Below are 15,711 nucleotides of genomic sequence, written 5' to 3'. Positions count from 1 at the left end.
AAATTTTAATCGGAAAGCAAGCACAAAATTGCCTTCTGTTTTTTCGGTTTAAGTTCTCTAAAACTTTTCAAAAGGAAATCTTCTTCTTTGTTCGATATTCCTTTATCACGAGGGTATGAAACATGTTCCTTTTTTGAAATATCCGCATAAAAAAAGGAAATAGAAACATCCAATAGAGTGGCAATTTCCTGTAAACGTCCTGCTCCTACACGATTTATTCCTTTTTCATATTTCTGAATTTGTTGGAAAGTGACTCCTAAGGAGTGGCCTAACTGTTTTTAAGAAAGTCCTAGCATCTTTCTTCTATAACGAATTCTCTTGCCTACAGAAATATCATTAAAATGCGGATTTTTGTTTTGCACTTTAAAGTCCCCCACCGGGTGCGAGCGCCCTCGCATTGGTATTCCGGGAGGTTGAAAATACTGAACCTAAATCAGCATTTTGCTTTTAGTGCTAAGAAGCACCTGGACATAGCAAAATCTCCCGGAATTCCGGGATACCCACATCAGTGGGATCGATTTTTATGTATCGAGTTTTCGGGTTTTTAGATCCCTATTGATCGTTGCGTAGACGATCAAAATCACAGACCCATCCATAGAGCAATTTCAGAATTTTGGCAATGAAAATTTAAACAGTCTTTGTTTTCGAAAATGCTCTAAAGACCGCAGAGACATCGTACCAGAGAGACATCGTAGCGAAGATACATCGTACCGGAGATACATCGTACCGGAGATACAAGAGGAGAAATGCTTATTCATTGGTTGCAGCAGTAGAAGCTGCATCTGAACGTATATGGGAGCAGATATGAGAATTTGAAAGGTGGAGAGTTTCTTATTATAAAAAGCGGATTTTAAAAATTTTAATCGGAAAGCAAGCACAAAATTGCCTTCTGTTTTTTCGGTTTAAGTTCTCTAAAACTTTTCAAAAGGAAATCTTCTTCTTTGTTCGATATTCCTTTATCACGAGGGTATGAAACATGTTCCTTTTTTGAAATATCCGCATAAAAAAAGGAAATAGAAACATCCAATAGAGTGGCAATTTCCTGTAAACGTCCTGCTCCTACACGATTTATTCCTTTTTCATATTTCTGAATTTGTTGGAAAGTGACTCCTAAGGAGTGGCCTAACTGTTTTTGAGAAAGTCCTAGCATCTTTCTTCTATAACGAATTCTCTTGCCTACAGAAATGTCATTAAAATGCGGATTTTTGTTTTGCACTTTAAAGTCCCCCACCGGGTGCGAGCGCCCTCGCATTGGTATTCCGGGAGGTTGAAAATACTGAATCCGAATCAGCTTTTTGCTTTTAGTGCTAAGAAGCACCTGGACATAGCAAAAACTCCCGGAATTCCAGGAAAGCTCACATAATAAGCTAATTTTTTAGAATTTAGGGTTTTACTTCTCTTATTGATCGTTGCGTAATCGACCAAAAACATCTCATTAATAAAATAATCTTAGAGTATTAGCAATGAAAATTTAAACAGTCTTTGTTTTCGAAAATGCTCTAAAGACCGCAGAGACATCGTACCAGAGAGACATCGTAGCGAAGATACAAGAGGAGAAATGCTTATTCATTGGTTGCAGCAGTAGAAGCTGCATCTGAACGTATATGGGAGCAGATATGAGAATTTGAAAGGTGGAGAGTTTCTTATTATAAAAAGCGGATTTTAAAAATTTTAATCGGAAAGCAAGCACAAAATTGCCTTCTGTTTTTTCGGTTTAAGTTCTCTAAAACTTTTTAAAAGGAAATCTTCTTCTTTGTTCGATATTCCTTTATTACGAGGGTATGAAACATGTTCTTTTGTTGAAATATCCGCATAAAAAAAGGAAATAGAAACATCCAATAGAGTGGCAATTTCCTGTAAACGTCCTGCTCCTACACGATTTATTCCTTTTTCATATTTCTGAATTTGTTGGAAAGTGACTCCTAAGGAGTGGCCTAACTGTTTTTGAGAAAGTCCTAGCATCTTTCTTCTATAACGAATTCTCTTGCCTACAGAAATATCATTAAAATGCGGATTTTTGTTTTGCACTTTAAAGTCCCCCACCGGGTGCGAGCGCCCTCGCATTAGTATTCCGGGAGTAGTAAAGTACTGAGTTCTAATCAGCTTTTTGCTTTTAGTGCTGAGAAGCACTTGGACATGGCAAAAACTCCCGGAATCCGGGAAAGCTCACATAATGAGCTAATTTTTTTAGAACTTAGGGCTTTACTTCCCTTATTGATCGTTGCGTAACCGACCAAAAACATCTCATTAATAAAATAATCTTAGAATATTAGCAATGAAAATTTAAACAGTCTTTGTTTTCGAAAATGCTCTAAAGACCGCAGAGGCATCGTAGCAGAGAGACATCGTAGCGAAGATACATCGTACCGGAGATACAAGAGGAGAAATGGTCATTCAAATTTTAGCTGTTGTAACAGAGGTTGAACCTGCACGTATTTTGGAGCGGACCAATGATGGGTGCACCGCTGCTATGGCATCAGGTATAAAATTTGGTAGAAAACCCTATCCTAAAATAGAGATGACTCTCTCACTGATGAAATAAAGAATTTCATTCAAAATAATCAAGAAGAAAACAGTTCTCTCTTTTGCGACTTATTGCAGGTTTAAACGACAGATCTCTCTAAAGAATTCAGAGAGCCTGCGGTGATTGCTCATCTCAAAGCTCTTCAATGCGCTTTTGTACCTTTTGCATTTGCGGATAATATTCCAGTGCCGTTTCATAAGCTTTAAGTGCAAGCTTTGGCGGTTGCGTTGCTTCCATAGTAATTCCAAGCTCAAAAAATGCTATATAATTGCGCGGTTCGCGTTTTAGAGCATGGGTTACGGTCAAGCATGGCAAGTTTAAAATCACTCAAGTTGCATATGCACAAAAGCGCGTCTTATCCAGCCTTCAGCGTAAGTTGGTAAGAGCGTAAGGGTGTTATCACTAGTTTTCAGGGGTAAGTTTAAAGAGCCTGCGGTGATTGCTTGTCTAAAAGTTCTTCAATGCGCTTTTGTACCTTTTGCATTTGCGGATAATATTCCAGTGCCGTTTCATAAGCTTTAAGTGCAAGCTTTGGACGTTCTGTTGCTTCCATAGTAATTCCAAGCTCAAAAAATGCTATATAATTGCGCGGTTCGAGTTTTAGAGCATGATTAAGGTCAAGCATGGCAAGTTTAAAATCACTCAGTTGAATATGCACCCAAGCACGTCTTATCCAGCCTTCAGCGTAAGTTGGTAAAAGTGCAAGAGCATTGTCAATGTAATCAAGAGCAAGACCATAATTGTCAGCATTGATAGCATTTTCTGCCCATAACATCAAAAGATCAATCGTCTCACTGCCTGATTGTGACCATAAACGCTGAAGTTGCTGACTGATCTTTCTTGCTTTCTCAACATCGGCACAAAATTTCAATTCTTTAAGTAAGCGTAAAATTTCTGCTTCTTTTCGTTGTTCAGTTCTCTGGGCATAAGATTGGTGAACAGCATCAAAATCTTCAAGAATGGTCGCTGCCGAATCAGAATTAGGCTCAGCTGGTGCTGAGGAAGGATCATTGGGGATCAGATCATCCAAGGGCAAAAGCAATTGTGGAGAAGGAGGTTCCGCAGGAAGTGAAGGAGGATTTTGCCCGTATCCGCGAGAAATAAAACAAAGGTTGCTTACAAAAATAATAAAAAAACTGGTAAAAAAAAGCAAAAAACTTTGTTGGAAAATACAAAAGCTACGGGATTGTAAAGTTTTTAAAAAAACAAAAAACCTCATAAAAACATGTCCTCAAAAAATGAGGGATCAACCAACCGATTAGAAATGCAAAAACAAACTTCCAAAAGACCAAAAAGGTCTAATGCCTGCAAAAAAGCAGGCACAAAAACCATCAGCCCTGACGTGCTCTAAAACGTGGGTTCGTTTTGTTGAGGATATAAACACGACCTTTGCGACGCACCAAACGATTGTTACGGTGGCGTTCCCTCAGTGCTTTAAGCGAATTTTTAATTTTCATCATACTCACCGTTGATAGATATCTCTCTAACGCAATGTCATAACTTCAAGGTTATAATCTCACTCTCATAGTCGCGTGCTGTAAAAACAACATTGCACTTTAAAACTGTGATTGCGTCATAACATCTTGTTATGCACTTTTTCATTGTAATCACAAAAGAAAAACGCACCTTTAATAAGGCACGCATTAACACATTTCATTAGCACAACGAATAAGTGAAAATTGCAAAAAAAACTATCTTATTTCTAACAAGAAGTCTTATTTTTGTCAAGGGATTATCTCTTACAAATTCCCTATAACTTCTCATACACGCAGGATGTTGAAAAGAGTTTCCGATAAAGAGCACTTTGTGCGCATCAAGAGGAGCGCTGATGAGGTGTGAGGAGGTTTTTGGAAAAGAGCTTCTCGAGGAAGATCTGTTCTGGGGGCATTGGGGAGGTGTGAGGGCTGTGTGTGGGGGCAAGGTTTTTTTGGATGCTGGCGTGATAGGGGTGGTCGATGTTCCTGCCCATCATGATGCCCTTGCAAAAGTTCTGGTTTGTTTTGAGAAAGGATGTGTGCTTTTATCAGGTTTTTTCGCAGGATTGAGCACTGTTACGTTTGGAAAAAGCTATGGTTTTGTTTCTCTGTACTTTGCAATCAAGTCGCGGTGATCTGTTATGTATTGCCAAAGGTGGTGATATGAGGCTCTGGAGGATGTTTCAGGGGATGGGTGAGAAGCTGTTTGAGGGGGGGAATGCTCTAGGGGTGTTTTTAGGAATATGTTTTGAGGGGAGGGCGGTATTTTGTATATTTTCTCTCAGTCGCTCAGAGTGCTGAGAAAAGCTTGCGGATAAGGAGCACTTTGTGCGCATCAAGAGGAGCGCTGATGAGGTGTGAGGAGGTTTTTGGAGAAGGATTCTTGAGGAAGATCTGTTCTGAGGACATCGGCGAGGTGTGAGGGCTTGTTGGGGGCAAGGTTTTTTTGGATGCTGGCGTGATAGGGGTGATCGATGTTCCTGCCCATCATGATGCCCTTGCAAAGGTTCTGGTTTGTTTTGAGAAAGGATGTGTGCTTTTATCAGGTTTTTTCGCAGGATTGAGCACTGTTACGTTTGGAAAAAGCTATGGTTTTGTTTCTCTGTACTTTGCAATCAAGTCGCGGTGATCTGTTATGTATTGCCAAAGGTGGTGATATGAGGCTCTGGAGGATGTTTCAGGGGATGGGTGAGAAGCTGTTTGAGGGGGGAATGCTCTAGGGGTGTTTTTAGGAATATGTTTTGAGGGGAGGGCGGTATTTTGTATATTTTCTCTCAGTCGCTCAGAGTGCTGAGAAAAGCTTGCGGATAAGGAGCACTTTGTGCGCATCAAGAGGAGCGCTGATGAGGTGTGAGGAGGTTTTTGGAAAAGAGCTTCTCGAGGAGGATCTGTTCTGGGGGCATTGGGGAGGTGTGAGGGCTGTTTGAGGCGGGATGCTCTGAAAGAAAGGTTCTAGGATGTTATTCTTAAAAAGGTGGTGGAGTGATATTGCGAGTGCTGTATCTGATGAAGTGTTTTGACAGAAAACTTTTATGGGCAATGCTTGAAGGTGCTCTTGGGAAGTTGCGCTGCTGTTTTGCGTCTTCCCTTGCGCATCAAAAGCAAGCGTATGGGGAGTCTTGAGAATTGTTCCCCTGTGTTCAAACAGTGTGATGAAATATATTCTTTCTCACATAGGTCACTGCTTGGGGATTCCTGCTTGGGGTTACTGTTTGTATTTAGTCACTGGTCCCGTTAATTGGATGACATGCCCCATTTTGCGTGTCGGTTGCAAAAGGCTTTTGCCATATAAATGGACCGATGTGCGCTCTTGTGTGAGATAATATTTGAAATCTTGCAGATTGCTGCCAAGAAGATTGGTCATCTCGCAATTGCTGTGCCGGTATGTGCTCCCCAAAGGAAGACCGCAAATGGCACGGATATGTTGTTCAAACTGTGAAGTTACGCACGCCTTTTGCGTCCAGTGGCCAGAGTTATGAACACGAGGCGCTAATTCATTTACTAAAAGGCTCCCATCCATTAAGACAAAAAATTCAATGCAAAGAACACCTACATAATTCAAGGCATCCATAACCGTTGCACTTATTTCTTGCGCTGCCTTTTGCACCGAAAGCGGAATACGGGATGGAACAAATGATTTGTGAAGAATGCCGTTTTGATGCTGATTTTCAGGGCAATCATAAAAAATATGTTCCCCTTGTTTCGTGCGTGCCGAGAGAACAGAAATCTCCGATAAAAAAGGAACAATTTCTTCCAAAATCGATGCCTGTTCCTTAAAAGCCGTGAATGCTTTCTCTAGGGTTTCTTCATTGGGATGATTAAGCATCATCTGATTTTTTCCATCATAGCCAAAACGTCGTGTCTTCAAAAGACCACGACCGCCTAACTTGGAAAGTCCTGAGACTAGAGAAGACATATCATCAACAGCATGCCATAATGCCGTTTTGATCCCTTGCTCTTGCAAAAATTGCTTCTCAAAAAGCCGATCTTGTGTAAACTCTAATGCCTTCGAAGAGGGATAAACCGGCTTGCTTTTCTCTACATATTGAATCATTTGAAGGGAAAGATTTTCAAACTCATAGGTTATAACATCACACAGAGATATAAAACGATCTAAGGCTGAGTCATCATCATAGGGTGAAACAATATGATCGTTTGTTGTTTGTGATGCTGGACAATCCGTTTCAGGGCAAAAAACAACTGTTCGAAATCCTAGTTCTGCTGCCGCTATGGCTAACATGCGCGCCAACTGTCCTCCACCTATTAAACCGATCACGCTTCCTGAAGGAAGAATGCTGGGTGAAGGGGATATGCTGGATGAAGCGGATATGCTGGGTGAAGCGGATATGCTGGATGAAGCGGATGCGCTGGATGAGGGGGATGCGTTGGGTGAAGGGGATATGCTGGATGAAGCGGATATGCTGGGTGAAAGCAGAATGTTAGAAGAGTCTGTCATTTTAAACCTCAGTTGCAGGCGTTTGCGCGACACTGGCTGTTTGTTGCTGACGCCAATCGTCTAACCGTTGTGCCAAATGATTATCATAAACTGCCATTACTGCTGCTGCTAAAAGTGCTGCATTAATAGCTCCTGCTTTGCCAATTGCTAACGTGCCAACCGGTATTCCTGCCGGCATTTGCACAATTGAAAGCAAAGAATCTTGACCAGAGAGAGATTGTGAGTGCACTGGAACTCCAAAAACAGGAAGCGGTGTGAGTGCTGCTAGCATACCAGGAAGATGCGCTGCACCGCCAGCTCCGGCAATCAAAACTTTGAAACCTGCTGCTTTTGCTCCTTTTGCAAATTGGTAAAGTCGTTCAGGAGTTCGGTGGGCTGAGATAATATGTGCAATATGAGAAATACCAAGACAGGTTAAAATATCTGAACTATGGCGCATCGTTTGCCAATCCGATTGACTGCCCATTAAAATCGCTACGTCACATGATTCTTTCATCATTCTCCATCCTTTTCAAGTGTTCAAGGCGATTCTCTCTCCTTATTTTTTAAGAGCCTTACAGGCTTTTTGCAAAGTTAATTGATGACAGAACAACAGTTTTTTTCAATTTCGCCTTCTTTTAAGGTGGGCTATAGATATAGATTGTAAGACAAAATAAATAATAAGGAGTCTTCATGGTAAATATGAGGAGCAAAATATTGAGAACAGCTCGTTTATAAAGCTATGCATTGCTTTTATGAGCTTGAATATAAATGGATTGGGAATGCTCTGCTCGTTTTGCAGTGTTTTGTTTGATTTCTTTAAAATCAATTTCTTTCGTTGATGATAGTATCGTCGATATTTTCGCATGATTTGGCTAAACGAGAAAACGTCAAGATCATTGCAAAACAGCCTGTAAAGCTTGCTATTTTGTTCATCGCAATTTTGTTTTCAATGACAAGCCTCTCGTTGCCACTCCTTATATTAGATCAAAAGAACAATACCGAAAAAACGTTGTTTTTGACTATTTTAAACTTTTTTCTTTATCAATAGAATTGAGGTTTAGCATCTTTTGAAAACTTCAGTTGTTTAAAATAGAAGAAAATAGAATGGTAAAAAAACAACTGAGGTTAATAGAAAGGTTTTAGAAAAAGTGCCTTATACGGTAGGTTAAATTAACCTGTGTTTTCAATTTAAGTTATACATAAGGTAAAAAAAATTAGCACAGTAGGGTGATTGTTGGGTTGGGAAGAATGCCATGGTTTATGGAGGAGGCCCATGTTTATGGTAAGGCTACAGTGAGTGGCTATGCAAGAATCTATGGCTCTGTTTATGATAATGCTAAAATTTCTGGTTATGTAAACTTCAAGATAAAGCTTATGCGAATGTAAAATTAATAAGAATAGAATTTGTTCATACAACGTTTGAGGTTTATAATTGACACTAATGGGTTATGATGGCGATAATATTGTCGCTACAGCAGCGTATATAATGGGCAAGAGAAGCGCTTGTTTTTAAAGAGAAAAAGCCGTGTCACAGAAAAATGCAGCTTTATTATTGGTATTTATGATATTCAGAGTAAAAATGAATTTCTTGTATCGATATATGATAAATCATGATTTTAAGTTTTAAACATAAAAGGCTTAAAACCCCCTGTAATACTGGTACCTATAATACTGGTACGACCGAACAGATTATAACTGCCCATCCTAAAAAACTAAAGCGTATTTTCGCTGCTCTTGAAGTCGCTATAGCATCAAATGATTGAAATTATCCATCCTTTCGGCTCCATCCGTTAAAGGGTGATTTTAAGGGTTATTGGTCGATTACTGTAAATGGAAATTGTCACATAATATTCCGCTTTGAGGGCATAAATGTCGAAATGGTCGATTATCTAAATTATCACTAAAAAGGAGGGCTAAACAATGATGAAAAATCCTCCACATTCCAGCGAATTATTGCGTGAAGATGTGATTAAAGAACTTAGTTTGTTTGTTACTGAAGCAGTTGCACGTCTTGGTATGTCTCGTGTCGCGTTTTCTAGAGTTTTAAATGGAAAAGCCGCTATTAGTGCTCATCTCGCTATTCAGCTTGAAATGGCTGGTGTAAGTACAGCTCGTGCTTGTTGGCTTGCTATGCAAATTATGATTTAGCGCAAGCTCTAAAACATAAACAAGCTAAGATAGATCCACTTTCTATGCATTCACGCTAGTACCTTTCATATCGTATTGTGTAACACTTTCTTAAGGTGCCATTATGAGCCCCTCCCTAGAAAATCATGATTTCGCAGTCGCGTGTGAAAGACTCAATAACGCATTACGGTTCTAGGTCCCAGGATGGCGTCAAGCGCTCTGTAAGGGGTTGTTTTAACTTTAACAATCAAGCCTTATGAGTTCACCAAGGCTTATTAAATCTCTCAACAAATACGGGTCATGATTTCATGATTTTGGTGAGCGGACAGAGAGTTTTAAGAGGCGGAAAGCTTCTCATTTCACAAGCGAAGCGACCTATAGGGAAGGGAGCGCGCCCTCATATAGTGCTGTAGTGACCAACCTATACAAAAGAAAGCAAGCTTAAAAAAATAAACAATTTATCATCGTTAAATAAATCAATTTTTATTTTACAGGGATTCGATTAAATTCATTTAAACAAATTAGAATATGTTCCTGTTCTATCACAATGAACATGTTCATCACTCACATTATCAATTAACAAACGAATCTGGATCAATTAACAATCAATCTGGTTCTCTATGAAGATTACCACGTGGGCTTCCAATTTCCTTGCAAAAAGCGTGATCTTTTATATGTCTGGTAATTTCTTCTTATTTGATCAGAAGTTGCATAACCTCTGTTAATTTATACATATCTTTTCCGCATTTTTTCGCTCTTTTTAAACTTACCAGAATAGTTAACTGAACGCATAATTAAATATTGAGTTGTTTAAACAAGTCTTTTATATCTTTTGCATAAAAAATATCTTCACCTTTGTCTGTTTTTTCAAAAGTTTTAAGCGTTTTTGTATTAGGAATATGCATTTCAAACGGCAATCTTTCTTCACTAATAATTTTAGTAAAAGCAATCCCTCTAAAATCAGACACTGTAAGTCTTAGAACGCCTCATATTTCATGTGCTTCTTTTTTTTAATTTTTGTCTATGCGTATTCACATAACATCTTTTGAAGCCATTGCTATACTTTATAAACCTCCTTTGATTTCCTTTTATCATATGGCTTAATTGAGCTACTTTTTAAGAATGCCTTTTTCTTTTTCGTTTTGTTAAGCAAATTTATTTGAAAATTTTGACGTTTTTAAATTTTTCAAAAATTGATTTAATTCTGATTGAAACTAAAGAATTGTTTCATTTTTTGATTTTGGTTTAATATTTTTTTCTGTGTGTAGATTGTTCAATCTTTCTGTGCAATCTTGATTCAACAAAGCATAGAAAGTGCGTTCTTAAGTGTAATGCATGACGTTATTTTCTTTCTTGGTCTGATTATCTCTCAGTTTTTTAATAACTTCTGTAGCGCATACTTCAAAATTACTCATTACAGCGTTAAGATCATTGACTTCCTTTGCATTGAGGTCACGATGAAAATCTCCAGTTGCAAAAATCGCTGAGAATACATCACATTCGTTGATTTCAGTTTCGAAGGTATCAATTTGGTGATTTCTATATGATACAAAGTGAGAAGTTCTAGACTTGGTAACAACTTTAGACTGAGTAAATAAAACAGCGTGAGCAATAGAACGGTGTACAGTTTTCATGTCTCGATGAATTTCTTTGATAATCTCAATGGTGGCGAAAGCATCTTGTTGCTGTTCCTTCATTGGAATAATGATGAAATCAGACTGACTGATAGTTATAGCTAGTTAAACGAGATGCCGTATTTTCCAAATCGACAATGACAAATGGGTTACGAGAAGAAAAGGTGTAATAAGGGGGCGGTGAGAAGCTTAAAGGTATAATCAGAATAAAAAGTTGACAATTATAACCAAAATGTGTACAACACAAAAATAACTAAAATGTTAATAACACAAAATGTGCACTGCTTTGTTTCATAGCAGAGATCATTTATAAATTTAATTATTAATAAGGGAATTTATCTCATGAAACGTATTGTTTTAACTGCAACTTTGTTTTCTATTTTTTCTTCAGTATTATCTCCGGTAACGGCTAATGCACTGCCAGTGGGGAATGGCTGGGGAACTAAGAGCGATGCGATAGTCGGGCAACTTGTAACAAAAAATGGTTTTGGAGACAGAGAGAAAAAGATTCTTCAAGAAATCATTGTTCCTGAAAGAAAGAACCTCTTTACATATGACAATAATAAATTTAAAATTCAAAAAAAGTATCATGCAATTCTTAGGGCTATGGGAATGAGGAATGGTTGTAGAGATCTTGACCCTAAGGAATATAGCGGTCAAAAATGGATGTCATGCTTTATTAATTAAAAGTAGTAAAGAGAGAACGACTCTTGATAAAGAAAGTGCATCTTGTTGTGCGAGATGCACTTTTTCGTAAGGGAACGCCCTTGTTTTTAGCGGTTTAGGTCTTGGAAAAACAGATCAAGTGGCGTATTTACCTGATATATCAGCTATGATAGCAGGTAACATGTTGACCAAAGCGATCAAGTGGGAACTCTTCTTTTTGGTGAAAAAGGCAGCAAGGAATCTTTTTATCTCTTAGCTTTTTTGTGAGGAAGTTTTATTCTGGACACCGTAATAACTTCGTCCTTTTTCATTTTTTCAATAAAAACAGGTGCTTCTTCCTTCCTTAAAAAAATGGCACGGATAGCTGAGGCGCACAGATACTGAGGCATTGAGAAATATTGAAAAGCCTCCACTCAAATCATCAAAAAATGTTTTTACTCTATCAGCAATTTCCTTTAAACGCCCTGCACTCACACGATTTAATCCTGTTTCATATTTTTGAATTTGTTGGGAACTTACCCTCAAGTGATCAGCCAATGTTTTTTGAGACATTTTCAGCATTTTTCGCCGAAAACGAATTTTTTTGCCCACGAAAATGTCATTATGAAGATTTTTTGCTTGATGAAGATTTCTCGCTTGCATCTTCCCCCCGCCGGTTGCAAGCGCCCTCGCATTGGTATTCCGGGAGCTTGAAAATACTGAATCCGAGTCAGCTTTTTGCTTTTAGTGCTTGTAGCACCTGGACATAGCAAAATCTCCCGGAATTCCGGGACACCCACATCAGTGGGTTCATTTTTACGCTCGGATTTAGGGTTTTTAGATCCCTATTGGTCGTTGCGTATGCGACCAAAACATCTTTTAAGTCATAAAGGAATTTCAGAGGATTTACAATAACAATTAGAACAGTTTTTGAAGTTACAATTTTTGAATGAGGGAGTGATCGCTGGAGGATGAGGGGTGGAGGATGAGAAGCGGAGGATGAGAGGTGGAGAGTGAGAGGTGGAGAGTGAGAGGTGGAGAGTGAGAGATGGAGGATGAGAGATGGAGGATGAGAGATGGAGGATGAGAGATGGAGGATGAGAGATGGAGGATGAGAGATGGAGGATGAGAGATGGAGGATGAGAGATGGAGGATGAGAGATGGAGGATGAGAGATGGAGGATGAGAGATGGAGGATGAGAGATGGAGGATGAGAGATGGAGGATGAGAGATGGAGGATGAGAGGTGGAGAATGAGGGGTGGAGAATGAGGGGTGGAGAGTGAGGGGTGGAGAGTGAGGGGTGGAGAGTGAAAGGCGGAGGATGAGAGATGGAGGATGAGAGATGGAGGATGAGAGATGGAGGATGAGAGATGGAGGATGAGAGATGGAGGATGAGAGATGGAGGATGAGAGATGGAGGATGAGAGGTGGAGAATGAGGGGTGGAGAATGAGGGGTGGAGGGTGAAAGATGGAGGATGAGAGATGGAGGGTGAAAGCTGAACAGCTGTTAGAGCTATGTGGTTAAAATATCTCCTTCTTTCTTAGCGTAAATGGTTTTTTCTCTAATACCTTCCTCATTTTCCTTGAAGTTTCATTCTGATTTTTTCTTCTGCGAGATTTCAGAGGCACAAACCCATCTTTTTGTAAGACCTTCAGAAATTCTTACCGTTTTTTGTTTTCTAAAAGGGCAGAAAATAGGCGTTACAATTTAAACCATCACTTAGCTGGTGAGAAGGGGAATTTTGTGGCAAGAATAAGAAGAGTGTGTTGTGAAAAGAGAGAATAAAAATCTCAATATTTAGTGAATGATGATTATTTTGTCGTTTAGATAATTCTTTCAGGGTTAGGGTGAAAATACGCTCTTTTGCTTCATGAAAAAGTAAGCGCATGCTGAGATGCTTTGCTTTGAAATTCACTTTTAGCAGCCTCTCTGTTTTGTTGTATTTTCTATAGTCATAAAGAGAACACAATATAATTGTGAATTGTAATAATTTGTAATGAATTGTGAATAATTAATATATTATCTCTATTTTTTAGCCCAAGTGTGCAATATGTTGCCCGTTATATAAGAAAGGAGACTTTAATGTTTGTTCCGTTTTTAATCGCTTTAGGTACAGCAATAACGACTGTGTATGGCAAAAAAAACATAAGTTATGCCTTATGGGCAATCCTGTTAGTTGTTATTCTTCTCACTTTTAATCATCATGCAACTTCTACTTTAAATCTGTCTTTTTGAGATAATAATCATGGAACATGTTCAACAAAAAAATCATCATTTCATCATATTTATGAACACATTAGGATTGTTAGGACTTTCTGCTGTCCTGTTGGTGGCTTTCTATTATCAACTGGTGAAGTTTGAATTGCCGTGCCCTCTTTGTCTTCTTCAGCGCGTAGGTTTGATGCTGGCAGGATGTGGCTTCCTTCTTAATATTCACCATAAGGTCAAAAATACCCATTATGGTATGGTTATTCTTGGTTGTATGGTAACCAGTATTGTTGCTGCACGTCAGGTGTTTTTACATATCACACCAGATGATCTTGGATATGGTTCAACGTTCTTTGGACTCCATTTTTATACTTGGGCATTCATTATTGCAGTGCTTTGTATTTTTGCCGTTGCCTTCCTTATGATTTTAAGTGAACTGTCTTACAAATTCAAAGTATTTGCTCCTTTCCCTTTACTCAGTAAAATGGCAAGTGGTCTCTTTGTCTTTTTAATTGCAGCAAATCTGATTTCTACCGTGCTTGAATGCGGAACTGGGCAATGTGCCGATGATCCCGTAAGATATGAGTTGTTGTCTTATTGGTTTCCTTCCTCTTCTTAAAGAGGTTTTTTAATAAACTTTCTAGCTGTATATCTTGAATGTTATAACTAAAAAAAGCGGTACTTTTAAATATACCGCTTCTTTTTTGCAAAAGCTTTTGAGAACAAAGCTCTCCAGCTTCTCATCCACCGGGCAGACTGCTTTGCTTTTGCAAATGCAGTTGATTGAGCCCGTTTGATTGAAGTGGGTTCGGTCAATTTATCAGCTTGTTTGATTAATCTTAAGAATTCTTTGCGTCAAACAAGAATGGTGAGTCACCAAAAGAATTTGCTTATCAAAAATTTTTGGTGGGCCGTGTCTATTTGTCGCCGGATTATTTTTCGTATCATAATCTTGGTCGATTTTGTTGTAATGGCAGATTTTTAGCTGTAGCGATCAGATATCGTACGGATTTTTCCTGTTAAACGAAAATACGTATTTTAAGGATTTTATGAATGTAAAACATGCTTAAACAATGTTGAATAAGGGAGGAAAATTGTTTCAATAATCATATTCGTTACGCATTGACAAAAGCATTTTTCTGTTCATGCAATGTGGCATAATCATTCAATGCAAAACTTTGCGACTATTTAAGGATGGTAATTTTTGCCAAGCATAAGGAAGTATAGATTGAAATTATGAATGTAAAAAACAACGCAATTTTCATACACTATTGATGAAGATAACTACGATTTTTTTTAGATAAAAATGCAATAATGGTAAAGAATAAAAAATTGCCATTTTGGGGAATAGGAGTGCACTTGCGAAAAATGTTCAAGTATGCTCTTGGTCTTATCTTTTGTTCTTCACTTTCATTATGACTTTACACGGATGCTCTCTCAGAAACAAGCTGTACACCGTGAAAACAGTTGGAGATAAGGTTATGGACGTTATACCCAAAAAACAGAGCAGATATTAAGGGGCGAAGTAAAGATAAGAATAGGGTAAAACAAGATGGCGTTCGTCTTGTGTTTTTTTGAAGACTCTTAAGCTCTTAGTTGGATAATATGTCATCATAAACGGGCTATAAGATTATATACATGTTAAGAAAAGATTATCTCTTTAAAAATAGCAAAAGTTTATGCATTGCATAATGGGGTCAATGCCCCTTATGAAGAATAGAATGCCATTGAACAAACAGCTCAAAAAAACCGTTTCCTAAACCACAAAAATACCCCATACAGCAAAAGCCTAGTGTTGCCAATTCACGCCCTTGTTTTAAAGAACCCTTTTTCAAGGTTTTTAAGCCCATTTCATGAAGGTATTCGAAGGGTATACTGTAAAAGCCGTTGTTCACTATCGTCTTTAGGCTTATGAAGTTGGAAAATGGTCCCATCATTCCTCTTTACTAACTCAAAATATTGCGATTATTTTTGCATTGAAATGGTGGAGCATTTTTACCTCTTTTCTTAAAGAGTTTTTACCTACACGCTAGTCCTACTTATCACATGCAAGTAAGTGATTTTAATTGATTGACTATGAGAGGATTTGAGATGAGAGAATCTTTACGATATTCGGCACTCTCATTCAATAAACAAAGCGATGATTTATCCTTATAAAT

The 15,711-nt window shown here is 38.3% G+C and carries 19 protein-coding genes and 3 pseudogenes; 10 read left to right on the top strand and 12 right to left on the bottom strand.

Annotated elements, in window-relative coordinates:
- Positions 1-5: 5 nt before the first annotated feature.
- The 3 genes and pseudogenes from AYT27_RS07365 to AYT27_RS07355 all read right to left on the bottom strand — a co-directional run bounded on the left by AYT27_RS07365 (position 6) and on the right by AYT27_RS07355 (position 2,130).
- A pseudogene (locus AYT27_RS07365) lies at positions 6-398 on the bottom strand (helix-turn-helix domain-containing protein).
- 461 nt (positions 399-859) lie between these two features.
- Complete coding sequence (locus AYT27_RS07360; RefSeq protein ID WP_011181212.1) at positions 860-1,318, bottom strand: helix-turn-helix domain-containing protein; 459 nt, start codon at positions 1,316-1,318, stop codon at positions 860-862.
- A 353-nt stretch (positions 1,319-1,671) separates the two neighbouring features.
- Entirely contained in the window at positions 1,672-2,130 is a 459-nt protein-coding gene (locus AYT27_RS07355; protein ID WP_011181211.1) for a helix-turn-helix domain-containing protein, read from the bottom strand.
- A gap of 256 nt (positions 2,131-2,386) precedes the next feature.
- On the opposite strand from AYT27_RS07355, the gene AYT27_RS08865 reads away from it, so the two are divergent.
- On the top strand, positions 2,387-2,542 hold the full coding sequence (locus AYT27_RS08865; RefSeq protein WP_011181210.1) for a resolvase fragment-like protein: 156 nt from the start codon (positions 2,387-2,389) through the stop codon (positions 2,540-2,542).
- Positions 2,543-2,656: 114 nt separating this feature from the next.
- Here AYT27_RS08865 and AYT27_RS07350 read toward each other — a convergent pair.
- From AYT27_RS07350 to ykgO, 3 genes and pseudogenes are all read right to left on the bottom strand, one after another.
- Positions 2,657-2,937, bottom strand: a pseudogene (locus AYT27_RS07350) (hypothetical protein); the annotation flags it as partial.
- An 8-nt stretch (positions 2,938-2,945) separates the two neighbouring features.
- Positions 2,946-3,743 (bottom strand): tetratricopeptide repeat protein, encoded by a 798-nt coding sequence (locus AYT27_RS07345; protein ID WP_011181209.1) that lies wholly within the window; start codon positions 3,741-3,743, stop codon positions 2,946-2,948.
- Between the two features lie 112 nt (positions 3,744-3,855).
- Positions 3,856-3,981: a type B 50S ribosomal protein L36 gene (gene ykgO / locus AYT27_RS07340; protein WP_011181208.1), complete on the bottom strand. Its 126-nt coding sequence runs from the start codon at positions 3,979-3,981 to the stop codon at positions 3,856-3,858.
- A gap of 371 nt (positions 3,982-4,352) precedes the next feature.
- Between ykgO and AYT27_RS07335 the strand changes: the two genes are divergently transcribed.
- A complete protein-coding gene (locus AYT27_RS07335; RefSeq protein ID WP_034448284.1) occupies positions 4,353-4,634 on the top strand; it encodes a hypothetical protein in 282 nt (93 codons plus the stop codon).
- A gap of 1,070 nt (positions 4,635-5,704) precedes the next feature.
- On the opposite strand, the gene AYT27_RS07325 is transcribed toward AYT27_RS07335, so the two are convergent.
- A complete protein-coding gene (locus AYT27_RS07325) occupies positions 5,705-6,775 on the bottom strand; it encodes a 5-(carboxyamino)imidazole ribonucleotide synthase (RefSeq protein ID WP_236087025.1) in 1,071 nt (356 codons plus the stop codon).
- Positions 6,776-6,791: 16 nt separating this feature from the next.
- On the opposite strand from AYT27_RS07325, the gene AYT27_RS09465 reads away from it, so the two are divergent.
- Positions 6,792-7,019 carry a hypothetical protein gene (locus AYT27_RS09465; RefSeq protein WP_223396459.1) on the top strand — a complete coding sequence of 76 codons (228 nt, stop codon included), beginning with the start codon at positions 6,792-6,794 and terminating at the stop codon, positions 7,017-7,019.
- Here the strand turns inward: AYT27_RS09465 and purE are convergent.
- Positions 6,957-7,454, bottom strand: a complete 498-nt coding sequence (gene purE / locus AYT27_RS07320; protein ID WP_011181203.1) for a 5-(carboxyamino)imidazole ribonucleotide mutase — start codon at positions 7,452-7,454, stop codon at positions 6,957-6,959. The two genes, AYT27_RS09465 and purE, sit on opposite strands and share 63 nt — an antisense overlap.
- A gap of 731 nt (positions 7,455-8,185) precedes the next feature.
- Here purE and AYT27_RS08860 point away from each other — a divergent pair.
- The 4 genes and pseudogenes from AYT27_RS08860 (at position 8,186) to AYT27_RS07310 (ending at position 9,085) form a co-directional block, all read left to right on the top strand.
- Positions 8,186-8,323: a hypothetical protein gene (locus AYT27_RS08860; protein WP_155245675.1), complete on the top strand. Its 138-nt coding sequence runs from the start codon at positions 8,186-8,188 to the stop codon at positions 8,321-8,323.
- Between the two features lie 224 nt (positions 8,324-8,547).
- Positions 8,548-8,700 carry a hypothetical protein gene (locus tag AYT27_RS09460; RefSeq protein WP_223396400.1) on the top strand — a complete coding sequence of 51 codons (153 nt, stop codon included), beginning with the start codon at positions 8,548-8,550 and terminating at the stop codon, positions 8,698-8,700.
- 18 nt (positions 8,701-8,718) lie between these two features.
- Positions 8,719-8,841 (top strand): annotated as a pseudogene (locus tag AYT27_RS09455) (type II toxin-antitoxin system RelE/ParE family toxin); the annotation flags it as partial.
- Between the two features lie 16 nt (positions 8,842-8,857).
- Entirely contained in the window at positions 8,858-9,085 is a 228-nt protein-coding gene (locus AYT27_RS07310) for a HigA family addiction module antitoxin (protein ID WP_011181202.1), read from the top strand.
- 773 nt (positions 9,086-9,858) lie between these two features.
- Here AYT27_RS07310 and AYT27_RS07305 read toward each other — a convergent pair.
- Both AYT27_RS07305 and AYT27_RS07300 read right to left on the bottom strand, forming a co-directional pair.
- Positions 9,859-10,032 (bottom strand): type II toxin-antitoxin system RelB/DinJ family antitoxin, encoded by a 174-nt coding sequence (locus AYT27_RS07305; RefSeq protein WP_197537102.1) that lies wholly within the window; start codon positions 10,030-10,032, stop codon positions 9,859-9,861.
- Positions 10,033-10,386: 354 nt separating this feature from the next.
- Positions 10,387-10,761 carry a hypothetical protein gene (locus tag AYT27_RS07300; protein WP_011181201.1) on the bottom strand — a complete coding sequence of 125 codons (375 nt, stop codon included), beginning with the start codon at positions 10,759-10,761 and terminating at the stop codon, positions 10,387-10,389.
- Between the two features lie 279 nt (positions 10,762-11,040).
- On the opposite strand from AYT27_RS07300, the gene AYT27_RS07295 reads away from it, so the two are divergent.
- The gene (locus AYT27_RS07295; protein ID WP_011181200.1) at positions 11,041-11,385 is read left to right on the top strand and encodes a hypothetical protein; all 345 of its coding nucleotides are present in this window, start codon (positions 11,041-11,043) and stop codon (positions 11,383-11,385) included.
- Positions 11,386-11,679: 294 nt separating this feature from the next.
- Here the strand turns inward: AYT27_RS07295 and AYT27_RS09450 are convergent, their stop codons facing one another.
- Positions 11,680-12,006, bottom strand: a complete 327-nt coding sequence (locus AYT27_RS09450; RefSeq protein ID WP_011181199.1) for a helix-turn-helix domain-containing protein — start codon at positions 12,004-12,006, stop codon at positions 11,680-11,682.
- A gap of 1,420 nt (positions 12,007-13,426) precedes the next feature.
- Between AYT27_RS09450 and AYT27_RS09015 the strand changes: the two genes are divergently transcribed.
- Both AYT27_RS09015 and AYT27_RS07280 read left to right on the top strand, forming a co-directional pair.
- Positions 13,427-13,579 carry a DUF5993 family protein gene (locus AYT27_RS09015; protein ID WP_011181195.1) on the top strand — a complete coding sequence of 51 codons (153 nt, stop codon included), beginning with the start codon at positions 13,427-13,429 and terminating at the stop codon, positions 13,577-13,579.
- Positions 13,580-13,589: 10 nt separating this feature from the next.
- Positions 13,590-14,171: a disulfide bond formation protein B gene (locus AYT27_RS07280; RefSeq protein ID WP_011181194.1), complete on the top strand. Its 582-nt coding sequence runs from the start codon at positions 13,590-13,592 to the stop codon at positions 14,169-14,171.
- Between the two features lie 1,078 nt (positions 14,172-15,249).
- On the opposite strand, the gene AYT27_RS08855 is transcribed toward AYT27_RS07280, so the two are convergent.
- Positions 15,250-15,387: a hypothetical protein gene (locus AYT27_RS08855; protein WP_155245620.1), complete on the bottom strand. Its 138-nt coding sequence runs from the start codon at positions 15,385-15,387 to the stop codon at positions 15,250-15,252.
- Between the last annotated feature and the right edge of the window lie 324 nt (positions 15,388-15,711).

It is taken from the genome of Bartonella henselae str. Houston-1 (genome assembly GCF_000046705.1).
GTDB classification, from domain to species: domain Bacteria; phylum Pseudomonadota; class Alphaproteobacteria; order Rhizobiales; family Rhizobiaceae; genus Bartonella; species Bartonella henselae.
Note: the sequence above shows the minus strand (reverse complement) of the source record. Positions and strands in the feature narration are given on the sequence as shown.

What these genes read in the sequence shown, in the direction of transcription:
- AYT27_RS08865 (WP_011181210.1), top strand. Translation starts at nt 2,387, where the DNA reads ATGGTCATTCAAATTTTAGCTGTTGTAACAGAGGTTGAACCTGCACGT.
- AYT27_RS07345 (WP_011181209.1), bottom strand. Translation starts at nt 3,743, where the DNA reads ATGAGGTTTTTTGTTTTTTTAAAAACTTTACAATCCCGTAGCTTTTGT.
- ykgO (WP_011181208.1), bottom strand. Translation starts at nt 3,981, where the DNA reads ATGAAAATTAAAAATTCGCTTAAAGCACTGAGGGAACGCCACCGTAAC.
- AYT27_RS07335 (WP_034448284.1), top strand. Translation starts at nt 4,353, where the DNA reads ATGAGGTGTGAGGAGGTTTTTGGAAAAGAGCTTCTCGAGGAAGATCTG.
- AYT27_RS09465 (WP_223396459.1), top strand. Translation starts at nt 6,792, where the DNA reads ATGCTGGGTGAAGGGGATATGCTGGATGAAGCGGATATGCTGGGTGAA.
- purE (WP_011181203.1), bottom strand. Translation starts at nt 7,454, where the DNA reads ATGATGAAAGAATCATGTGACGTAGCGATTTTAATGGGCAGTCAATCG.
- AYT27_RS08860 (WP_155245675.1), top strand. Translation starts at nt 8,186, where the DNA reads ATGCCATGGTTTATGGAGGAGGCCCATGTTTATGGTAAGGCTACAGTG.
- AYT27_RS09460 (WP_223396400.1), top strand. Translation starts at nt 8,548, where the DNA reads ATGATTTTAAGTTTTAAACATAAAAGGCTTAAAACCCCCTGTAATACT.
- AYT27_RS07310 (WP_011181202.1), top strand. Translation starts at nt 8,858, where the DNA reads ATGATGAAAAATCCTCCACATTCCAGCGAATTATTGCGTGAAGATGTG.
- AYT27_RS07300 (WP_011181201.1), bottom strand. Translation starts at nt 10,761, where the DNA reads ATGAAGGAACAGCAACAAGATGCTTTCGCCACCATTGAGATTATCAAA.
- AYT27_RS07295 (WP_011181200.1), top strand. Translation starts at nt 11,041, where the DNA reads ATGAAACGTATTGTTTTAACTGCAACTTTGTTTTCTATTTTTTCTTCA.
- AYT27_RS09450 (WP_011181199.1), bottom strand. Translation starts at nt 12,006, where the DNA reads ATGCAAGCGAGAAATCTTCATCAAGCAAAAAATCTTCATAATGACATT.
- AYT27_RS09015 (WP_011181195.1), top strand. Translation starts at nt 13,427, where the DNA reads ATGTTTGTTCCGTTTTTAATCGCTTTAGGTACAGCAATAACGACTGTG.
- AYT27_RS07280 (WP_011181194.1), top strand. Translation starts at nt 13,590, where the DNA reads ATGGAACATGTTCAACAAAAAAATCATCATTTCATCATATTTATGAAC.